This is a genomic window from Actinomycetota bacterium, assembly GCA_030774015.1.
Classification (GTDB): Bacteria; Actinomycetota; UBA4738; order UBA4738; family JACQTL01; genus JALYLZ01.
Genome location: JALYLZ010000097.1, coordinates 1 through 6,159 on the forward strand (window position 1 = coordinate 1; position 6,159 = coordinate 6,159).

The following is a 6,159-nucleotide window of genomic DNA, read 5'->3' on the forward strand; positions in this document are numbered from 1 at the left end:
TCTTCGTGTTCTCCTCGCTGGTGGTGGGCGGGCTGGTGCTCGGCCTGACCGCGTTCAACGCGGTGCTGGCGCAGAGCTCGTTCCGCATCGCGGACCTGTCCAAGCGGGTCCAGGACCTGTCGCAGACCTACGAGCGCATGCAGCTGGAGGAGGCCCGGCTGTCCTCGCCGGGCCGCATCGCCAAGGCGGCCCGCAAGCTCGGGATGGTGCTCCCGAACCAGGTCCAGGTCATCCACGTCCGGATCCCCCAGCAGGATCCGGTGTCATACCCCCGCGACGGCGGGAGCGCCCGGTCGTTGGCCCTGAAGGCGGTGGTGGGGGGCATCGGGTGACCCGGCCGCCTCTCGGTCGCCTCGTGGCGGTCTTCGTGACACTGTCATTGGGGCTCGGGGGGATCCTGGCCCGTCTCGCGTTCCTCCAGGTGAAGGACGCGCGCGCCTACGAGGTCCGCGCGTTCCGCCAGCGCGTGCACACCATCACCCTCCCGCCGGTGCGGGGATCGCTCCTGGACCGCCACGGCAAGGAGCTCGCGCTGTCGCTCCCGGCCAAGGACGTCTACGCGGACCCCCGCTACGTGAAGAACGTGGACCGCACGGCCCGCCGGGTGGCCCGGGGCCTGCACATCCCGCTGCGAACCGTGCTCCACGCGCTCCGGGAGAAGACCTCCTTCGTGTACCTGGCCCGGCAGGTCGACGCCGACGTGGCGGGGAAGCTGGAGGCCCAGGAGCTGCCGGGGATCGGGTTCCTGGACGACGCGAAGCGCTACTACCCGAGCGGGCCGCTCGCCTCCCAGACCCTGGGGTTCGTCGGGGTCGACGGCACGGGGCTCGCCGGTCTGGAGCTCCAGTACCAGTCCCAGCTGGCCGGCCGCCCCGGGAAGCGGACGGTGGAGGTCGACCCCTCCGGCCACATCATCCCCCAGGGCGTGAACCGCGACGTCCCGCCGGTTCCCGGCGACGACGTGGTCACCACAATCGACCGGGAGATCCAGTACCGGGTGCAGCTGGCCCTGGCCGCGGCGGTGAAGCAGAACCAGGCCAAGGGCGGCACGGTCATCGTGATGGATCCCCGTACCGGTGACATCCTGGCCCTGGCCTCCTACCCGTGGTTCGACCCGGCGCACTTCGCCACCACGCCGTCCGCTCGCATTCGAAACTCCGCCATCGTCGACGCCTACGAGCCCGGCTCGGTGAACAAGGTGATCACGGCCTCGGCCGCCATCCAGGACCACGTCATCCCGCTCACGCAGACGCTCACCGTGCCCGACCACTGGCAGGTCGGTGACCACGTGTTCCACGACGCGCACACCCACCCCGCGGAGGCGATGACGCTGGCGGACGTCATCGCGGAGTCGAGCAACGTCGGGACCATCCGCATCGCCGGCATGCTCGGCCCGACCCGCATCGACCAGTACCTGGCGCGGTACGGGCTGGGGCAGTACACCGGCATCGACTTCCCCGGCGAGTCCGCGGGCATCCTGCCCCTGCTGGCCGACTGGCACGACACCAGCATGGGGACCATCCCGGTGGGGCAGGGCCTGGCGGTGACGCCGCTCCAGATGGCGGCGGTGTACGCGGCGGTCGCGAACGGCGGCGTGTGGACCCAGCCACGGCTGGTCCGCGGGTTCGTCGATCCGGGCGGCTCCTTCCACCCGGCACCGGCTCCCCAGACCAGGCGGGTCGTGTCGGCCCACACCGCGCGCATCGTGCGACAGATCCTGGCGTTCGCCGTGGACGCGGGGACCGGCGTGAACGCCCAGATCCCCGGATACTGGGTGGCCGGAAAGACCGGAACCGCGCTGGTCCCGAAGGTGAACGGCCTGGGCTACTCGAACCGGTACATCGCTTCGTTCATCGGCATGGTCCCCGCGTCGCGGCCCCAGCTGGTGGTGGCGGCGATCATCGACCAGCCGGTGACGGTGTACGGCGCGGTGGCGGCGGCGCCGCTGTTCCAGGAGATCGCCCGCTACGCGCTGGCGCGGATGCGGATCTCGCCGGCGCCCCGCCTCCCGCTTCCGCCACACGCGCTCTCCTACCAGGCCGGATGAGGCCGAGGGACCGGGGCGGGGTCGGGGGACCGGGATGGGCGCGATGCTAGAATCCCGCCGCATTTCGGGCCGGGCTGGAAACGGCAGCGAGCCCGCCGTGATCGAGCTGGCTCCTCGCGATCCACCTTCCGAATCGACGCCGATGACTCCGTTCGCCGACAGGCCGCTGGCCGATCTCACCGCGGGGCTCCCGGGCCGGACCGTGGGGGATGCGGACGTCCGGGTGACCGGCGTCACGTACCGGTCGGATCAGGTCGAGCCGGGGGACCTGTTCTTCTGCGTCCCGGGCACCCGCGTCGACGGACACGAGTTCGCCCCGGAGGCGGCCGCGGCCGGCGCGGTGGCGGTGGTGGCGGAACGGGAGCTGGCGCTGCCGGGCCACGTGGCCCAGGTGGTCGTGCCGTCGGTGCGCGAGGCCATGGGACCGGTGTCGGCCGCGTTCTACGGCCGTCCCGCCGACCGCATGACCGTGGTCGGGATCACCGGAACGAACGGCAAGACCACCACGACCTACCTCCTGGAGTCGGTGTTCCGGGCCGCCGGCCTGGCGCCCGGCGTGGTGGGGACCACCGGCGTGCGCATCGACGGGCAGCCCGAGCCCTTCCCCCGCACCACCCCGGAGGCCCCGGACCTGCACCGGCTGCTGGTCAGGATGCTGGAACACGGCGTGCGGGCCGTGGCCATGGAGGTGTCCTCGCACGGACTCCATCAGCATCGGGTCGGGGGCTTCCGCTTCGCCTGCGCGGTGTTCACGAACCTCACCCAGGACCACCTCGACTACCACGACACCATGGAGGAGTACTTCCGGGCCAAGGCCATGCTGTTCACCCCGGAGATCGCCGAACGGGCCGCGGTGAACCTGGACAGCCCCGAGGGGCGGCGGCTGGTGGACACCGGCGTGCCGACCGTCACGTACGGCGTGGCGGAGGGCGCGGACGTCCGGGGGGAGGACGTCCACACCGACGCGTCGGGCCTGGCGTTCCGGGTGGGGACGCTCGAGGTTCGCTCACGCCTCCGTGGCCTGTTCAACGTGTCGAACTGCCTGGCGGCCCTGGCCGCGGCCCGCTCCGTCGGCATCGAGGACGCCGCCACCGCCGAGGGGATCGGGGTCCTGGCCGGGGTTCCGGGACGACTGGAGCCCGTCGAGGCGGGGCAGGACTTCCTGGTGCTGGTGGACTACGCGCACACCCCGGACAGCCTGGAGAACGTGCTCCGGGCGGCCCGTCCGCTCGCCAAGGGCCGCGTGATCGTGGCGTTCGGATGCGGCGGGGACCGCGACCGGGGCAAGCGTCCGCTCATGGGCGAGGTGGCCACGACCCTGGCCGACCTCACCGTGGTCACCAGCGACAACCCGCGCTCGGAGGACCCGCTGGCCATCGTGGCGGAGATCGAGCGGGGGGCCCGGCGCGGCCGGGGCCGGTACGTGGTCGAGCCGGACCGCCGGGAAGCCATCCGGATGGCCCTGGGCGAAGCGGAAGCCGGCGACGTGGTGGTCATCGCCGGGAAGGGCCACGAGACCGGCCAGGAGTTCGCCGGCGGCATGGTCGTCCCCTTCGACGACCGCATCGTGGCGGCGGAAGAGCTCCGGAGGCTGCGGTGAGGCCGAGGCGCCTGTCCGGCGTTGCCCGAGCCGTGAACGGCCGCCTGATCGGCGAGGACGCCGAGGTGGACGCGGTCGTGGTGGACAGCCGGACGGCCGGTCCCGGCACCCTGTTCGTGGCGATCCGGGGCGAGCGCCAGGACGGGCACCGGTTCGTGGCCGGCGCGTTCGCGAACGGCGCGGCGGGGGCGCTGGTGGAGCGAGCCGAAGGCGCGGCCGGCCCCGCGGTGGTCGTGGCGGACGCCGGCGAGGCACTCCTCGACCTGGCCGCCGACGAGCGGACGGCCCTTGCGGCAACCGTGGTCGGCATCACCGGTTCCACCGGCAAGACCTGCACGAAGGACTTCGCCGCCGCGGTGCTTCGGGGGCACTTCGACGTCCTGGCCAGTCCCGCGTCCTTCAACAACGAGGTGGGGCTGCCGCTCACGCTGCTCTCGGCTCTGGACGGCACCGAGGTCGTGGTGTGCGAGATGGGCGCCCGCGGCGTCGGACACGTGGCCCGCCTGTGCCAGGTGGCCCGCCCCTCCGTCGGCATCGTCACCAACGTGGGCGTCGCGCACCTCGAGCTGTTCGGCTCGCGGGAGAACATCGTCCGGGCCAAGGCGGAGCTGGTGGAGGCGCTTCCCCCGGACGGCGTGGCCGTGCTGAACGCCGACGACCCGGTGGTGCGCGGATACGCCGCGCGAACGCCCGCCCGCGCCGTCACGTTCGGCCTGGCCGAGAACGCCGACGTCCGGGCCGAGGACGTGACGCTCGGCGAGGAGGGCCGGGCGGCGTTCACGCTGGTTGCATCCGGGGTTCGCCAGCACGTCGAGCTGGCCGTGGCCGGCGCGCACATGGTGCCGAACGCGCTGGCCGCGTCGGCGTGCGGCCTGGCCCTCGGGGTGACCCTCGCGGAATGCGCCGCGGCCCTGAAGGACGCCCACGTCTCCGCGTGGCGCATGGAGACCTTCACCACCGAGGGCGGCGTCCGCGTGGTGAACGACGCCTACAACGCCAACCCGGCCTCGATGCAGGCCGCCCTCCAGTCGCTCCGGTGGATGGCCCGCCCACCCTCCCGGGCCGTCGCGGTGCTGGGGCACATGGCCGAGCTCGGGCCCATCTCCGACCAGGAGCACGAGCGCGTCGGCGAGCTGGTGGCACGCCTCGGGATCGACCGCGTGGTCACGGTCGGCCCGCAGGCCCGGGCCATCGCCGTGTCCGCACAGCGGGAAGGGGTCGAGCCCGAGAACGTCGCCGCGTTCGAGGACGCCCGGACGGCGCTGGCGGAGCTCCGGACGTGGCTTCGCCCCGGCGACGTGGTGCTGGTGAAGGGGTCCCGGGTGGCCGGCCTGGAGAAGCTGGCGGAAGCGCTCCGCGATCCGGGGTCGCGGCCGTGACCGGCATCCTCGTCTCCGCCGCGACCGGACTGATCCTGACGCTCCTCGGGACCCCGCTGGCCATCCGCCTGTTCCGGGCGTGGGGCTGGGGCCAGCGCATCCGGGAGGCGTGGTACGGCGAGGGCCCCGAAGCGCACCACGGCCACCTGGGGAAGGTGGGGACGCCCACCATGGGCGGCATCGTGATCCTCATCGGGATGACGGGGGCCTATCTGGTGGCCCGGGTGACGGGGGCGAAGTTCAGCGCGGTCGGCGTGGCGGTGATGGGGGCGGCGTTCGGCCTGGGGTTCGTGGGGTTCCTGGACGACTTCCTGAAGATCCGCCGCCAGCGCTCGCTCGGCCTCAACAAGACCGCGAAGTTCGCCGGCCAGGCGGTGGTGGCGATCGTGTTCAGCCTCCTGCTGCTGCGGGAGGGACACCAGATCTCCCACCTGTCGTTCATCCGAGCCACCGACGTGAACCTCGGCCTGTTCTTCTACCTGTGGGCGTTCCTCATCCTCTCCGCGGCGTCGAACGGCGTGAACCTCACCGACGGGCTGGACGGCCTGGCCTCCGGCTCCACGGCCCTGGTGCTGGCGGCGTTCGTGTTCATCGCGTTCTGGCAGGACCGGCACTCCTGCGTGCTGGTCCCGCGGAAGGCGTGCTACCCGGTCAGCGGCCGCGCCTCCCTCGACACGGCCATCGTGGCGGCGGGCGCGCTGGGGGCCGTCGCGGGCTTCCTGTGGTGGAACGCCGCGCCGGCCCGCATCTTCATGGGCGACACGGGCTCGCTCGCGCTGGGCGGCCTGGTCGGGGCGCTGGCCCTGGCCACCGAGACCCAGCTGCTGCTGGTGATCCTGGGCGGGCTGTACGTGCTGGAGACGACGTCGGTGATCGCGCAGGTCGTCTCCTACCGGGTGTTCCACCGCCGGCTGTTCCGGATGGCGCCGATCCACCACCACTTCGAGCTCATGGGGTGGCACGAGTTCACGGTGATCGTCCGGTTCTGGATCGTGGCCGGCCTGTCGGTGACGTTCGGCCTGGGGCTGTTCTACGCGGACTTCCTGGCCCGCGGAGGGACGGGATGAGCGAGCTCTCCGTGCAGGGAAAGCTGGTCGTCGTGGTGGGGCTGGGGGCGAGCGGCCGGGCGGCGG

At 72.7% G+C, this 6,159-nt stretch carries 5 protein-coding genes; all 5 read left to right on the top strand.

The features are described from left to right. Positions 1-332: cell division protein FtsL (locus M3Q23_09675; GenBank protein ID MDP9342340.1), on the top strand; the 332-nt coding region annotated here is incomplete at its 5' end. Beyond that, entirely contained in the window at positions 329-2,047 is a 1,719-nt protein-coding gene (locus M3Q23_09680) for a penicillin-binding protein 2 (protein ID MDP9342341.1), read from the top strand. The genes M3Q23_09675 and M3Q23_09680, both read left to right, overlap by 4 nt. A 142-nt stretch (positions 2,048-2,189) precedes the next feature. After that, positions 2,190-3,647 carry a UDP-N-acetylmuramoyl-L-alanyl-D-glutamate--2,6-diaminopimelate ligase gene (locus tag M3Q23_09685; GenBank protein ID MDP9342342.1) on the top strand — a complete coding sequence of 486 codons (1,458 nt, stop codon included), beginning with the start codon at positions 2,190-2,192 and terminating at the stop codon, positions 3,645-3,647. Next, the gene (locus M3Q23_09690; GenBank protein MDP9342343.1) at positions 3,644-5,026 is read left to right on the top strand and encodes a UDP-N-acetylmuramoyl-tripeptide--D-alanyl-D-alanine ligase; all 1,383 of its coding nucleotides are present in this window, start codon (positions 3,644-3,646) and stop codon (positions 5,024-5,026) included. The genes M3Q23_09685 and M3Q23_09690 overlap by 4 nt, the downstream gene beginning before the upstream one ends. Next, entirely contained in the window at positions 5,023-6,093 is a 1,071-nt protein-coding gene (gene mraY / locus M3Q23_09695) for a phospho-N-acetylmuramoyl-pentapeptide-transferase (GenBank protein MDP9342344.1), read from the top strand. Before M3Q23_09690 ends, mraY begins: the two co-directional genes overlap by 4 nt. The last annotated feature ends 66 nt before the right edge of the window (positions 6,094-6,159 follow it).

Bases quoted from the DNA above. Each gene is read 5' to 3' on its own strand.
- M3Q23_09685 (MDP9342342.1), top strand. From the start codon at position 2,190: ATGACTCCGTTCGCCGACAGGCCGCTGGCCGATCTCACCGCGGGGCTC.